This window comes from Streptomyces sp. BE20, from assembly GCF_036322525.1.
In the GTDB taxonomy this organism is placed as follows: Bacteria; Actinomycetota; Actinomycetes; order Streptomycetales; family Streptomycetaceae; genus Kitasatospora.
In genome coordinates, this window is record NZ_JAQYWW010001177.1 from 1 (window position 1) to 3,691 (window position 3,691).

Sequence of the window (3,691 nt, forward strand, 5' to 3'; positions counted from 1 at the left end):
AGGCACACCGGCTCCCGTTCTGGGTCAACCAGCGACTCGGCCTGCTCCTCCTGACCCTGCTCCTCGTCGCGCTGTTCGGCGCGCTGCGGCCCGCGTTCCTCGACGAACGGCTCGTGCTCTTCCCGCTGCTGCGCGACATCGCGACGCTGACCGTGGTGGCGCTCGCCCAGATGGTGGTCCTCTCCGTGGGGCACATGAACCTCGCCGTCGGCCGGATGGCCGCTTTCGGCGCCATGTTCGCGGGATTCGGCTACGACCGACTCGCCCTGCCCCTGCCACTAGGCCTGCTGCTGTGCCTGGCCGCCGGCGCCTCGATCGGCGCCCTGTCCGGCTGGATCATCGCCCGCACCGGCGTGAGCTCCTTCGTGGTCACCCTGGCCATGGACTTCGCCCTGCTGGGCCTGGTCTCCCTCCTCTACTCCGCCCTGACCGAGAACGCCGCCTTCACCACCCGCCCGGCCGGGCTCGCCGAGCTGCGCTCCGCCTCCCTCGCCGACCTCTGCGTCGGCCCGGTGTGCGGCACGCCCGCCGTCCCGCAGGTCGTCCAGTTCACCCTGCTCGCCCTCGCCGGACTCGGGTTCCTCTACGGCTGCACCCGCCTCGGCCGCGAACTCCTCCTCACCGGCGCGAACCCCGCGGCAGCCGAACTGTCCGGCATCCCCACCGGCCGGCGCATCGTCCTCGCGCACGCACTGTCCGGCCTGCTCGCCGCACTCGCCGGCTTCATGGCCGCCGTCGGCACCGGCACCTTCCGCGCCTCCATCGGCGACGACTTCATGCTCCCCTCCTTCCTCGGCGCCGTCCTCGGCGGCACCCTGCTCACCGGCGGCGTCGTCTCCGTGATCGGCGCACTGCTCGGCACCTCCCTCGTCGGCGTCATCCGCAAGGGCCTCGACCTGCTCGGCGTCGGCCTCGAAAGCCTCAACATCTACCTCGGCTGCGTCCTGCTGCTGGCCCTGTCGGCCGACCGCGTGCGCACCGTCGTGTCCTACCGCAAGGTGGTGCGCTCCACATGATCACGACCACTGCGCGGACGGCCCGCACCGGCGCCGTGCTGCGCCGCTTCTCCCGCTCGACCACGATGACACTGCTCGGCGTCGTCCTGGCCGGGTACCTCGTCCTGGGCATCACCTCGGCCGGCGCGTTCTTCGAGGGCCCCTCCGTACGCACCTTCCTGCAGTACATGGCCACCCCCGTCCTCATCGGCCTGGCCCAGATGGTCGCGCTCTGCGTCGGCCAGCTCAACCTCGCCGTGGGCGCGCTGGGCGGCTTCACCGCCTGCCTGATGGGCGTGCTGATGGCCGACAACGGCGTACCCGTACCGGTGGCCGTCGCGGTCGGCGTACTCGCGGCCACCCTGATCGGCCTGGTGACCGGTGTGTTCATCGTGGCGACGCAGATCAACGGCTTCATCGTCACACTCGGCTCCATGACCATCCTGCTGGGCGCCCAGTACCGGCTCGTCGGCACCCGCACCGTCGACGGGTACTCCCAGAACCTCCAGGACCTCGGCCGGGCGGCCCCGCTCAACGTCCCGCTGGTGTTCGTCGCCGCACTCATCGGAGCCGTGCTGCTCGCGGCATTCGTCTACCGCACCACCGCCGGACGGCGGCTGCTCGCGGCCGGCGGCAATCCGCTCGCGGCCCGCCTGTCGGGCATCTCCACCAACCGTCAGATCGTCCTCGCCCACGGGCTGTCCGGTCTGCTCGTCGGTGTCGCCGCCGTACTGGCGACCGCATCCCTGCCCGGTGTCAACCGCAGTGTGGGGGGTGACTGGCTGCTGCCAAGCTTCGCGGCGCCGATCATCGGCGGCGTCGCCCTGACAGGCGGATCCGTCGCCGTACTCGGCACGGTGCTGGCGGCGTTCGTGATGCGGCTGATCGACGCCGCGCGGGCCCAGTTCTCGCTCGACCCGAGCTGGGTGAACTTCCTCATCGGCCTGGTCGTGCTCGGCACGGTCATGGGCGGGCGGATCCAGCAGAGCCGGCAGGAGAAGAAGCGCGGGACGCGAGGCCGCGCTCCGGCGCCACCGGCGGACACGCAACCACGGGCCGGCACCGCCGCCCTGCCGGGTACAGGGGGAGAGCGATGAACGACGTCCTGCTCGAATGCCACAACATCGTCAAGCTGTTCCCCGGGGTCCGGGCCCTGGACGGAGTCGCTCTGCGGCTGACCGCGGGCTCCGTGCACGCCCTGCTGGGCGAGAACGGCGCGGGGAAGTCGACCCTGATCAAGGCCCTCACCGGCGTCCACCTGCCCGACGGCGGCCGGCTCACCTGGCGCGGCCGGGAGATCCAGTTGCGCTCCCCGCTGGAAGCCACCCGCACCGGCATCGGCGTCGTCCACCAGGAACGCAACCTCATCCCCGACTTCTCCGTCGCGGAGAACATCACCCTGCAGAACCCACCCTCGCGCCACGGCATCGTCGACCGCGATGCCATGACCGCCCCCGCGCTGCGCTGCCTCGCAGAACTGGGGCTCGACCTCGACCCGCACCAGCCGGTCCGCGAACTCTCCGTCGCCCAGCAGCAGTTGGTCGAGATCGCGAAGGCGCTCCACACCGACAGCCAGGTCCTCCTCCTGGACGAACCCACTGCCTCGCTCTCCCCGCAGGAAGCGGATCACCTCTTCGAGGTCGTCCGGCGACTGACGGCCCGCGGCACCTGTGTGGTCTTCGTGAGCCACAAGCTCGAGGAGGTCTTCGCGATCTGCGACACCGTCACCGTGCTGCGCGACGGCAGGTCGGTGCTCACGTCCTCGCCGCTCGCCCAGCACACGCACGACGACATCGTCACGCTGATGGTGGGCCGCGCCCACGCGGCGACCGCGATGCGCCCGCGGCCGGCGGTGGAGCGCACCGCCGCGCCCGTCCTTTCGCTCGACAGGCTCGCGACCGCCGACGGGCACCGGGACATCTCACTGGACGTCCGCCCCGGTGAGATCGTCGGCCTCTACGGACTGGTCGGCGCCGGACGCAGCGAACTCGTCCGGGCCGTCCTCGGACTCGGCCGGGTCACCGCCGGCCGGATCCTGGTCCAGGGCGCACCGGTACGGATCAGCTCCCCCCGTCAGGCCCTGCACGAGCACGGCATCGGCTACCTGACCGAGAACCGCAAGGAGGAGGGCGTCTTCCTGGAACAGCCGGTCGGCCGCAACATCGGCGTCACGGTGTGGAAGTCGATCGCCAAGGCCTTCGGTTTCGTCTCCGCCCGTCAGGAGCGCGCCGTCGCCCAGGAACTCGTCGACCGCCTCGGCATCCGGATCTCCGGCCTCGCGCAGAACGCCGGTGAACTGTCCGGCGGCAACCAGCAGAAGGTCAGCCTGGCCAAATGGCTCGCCGCCGACACCCGCCTGCTCGTCGTGGACGAGCCGACCGTCGGGATCGACGTCCGCACGAAGCACGGCTTCCACGAGCTCCTGGGGGAGCTGGCCCGCGAGGGCCTGCCCATCCTGTTGATCAGCAGCGATCTCGCCGAAATGATCACGCTGGCCGACCGGGTGGTCGTCATGGCCGACCACCGCGTCCGCGGCGAAGTCCCCAACGACCACAACTACGAGCGGACGAGCCGGCAGATCATCCGCCTCATCCACAACCGGCCGCCCCCGGCCCTGTCCGCGAGGGCCGACGCATGACGCGGCGCATCGTCCAGGTGATCCGGCTCCGCCCAGAGAAGGCGGACGAGTACCGCAC

3 protein-coding genes are annotated in these 3,691 nt (G+C 71.1%); all 3 read left to right on the top strand.

Annotated elements, in window-relative coordinates; all coding sequences use genetic code 11:
• Window positions 1-1,016 (top strand): ABC transporter permease (locus PUR61_RS36945; protein WP_329883943.1); only part of this gene is annotated, 1,016 nt, incomplete at its 5' end.
• Window positions 1,013-2,092: an ABC transporter permease gene (locus PUR61_RS36950; RefSeq protein ID WP_329883944.1), complete on the top strand. Its 1,080-nt coding sequence runs from the start codon at window positions 1,013-1,015 to the stop codon at window positions 2,090-2,092. The genes PUR61_RS36945 and PUR61_RS36950, both read left to right, overlap by 4 nt.
• The gene (locus tag PUR61_RS36955) at window positions 2,089-3,633 is read left to right on the top strand and encodes a sugar ABC transporter ATP-binding protein (protein ID WP_329883945.1); all 1,545 of its coding nucleotides are present in this window, start codon (window positions 2,089-2,091) and stop codon (window positions 3,631-3,633) included. The genes PUR61_RS36950 and PUR61_RS36955 overlap by 4 nt, the downstream gene beginning before the upstream one ends.
• Window positions 3,634-3,691: the final 58 nt, after the last annotated feature.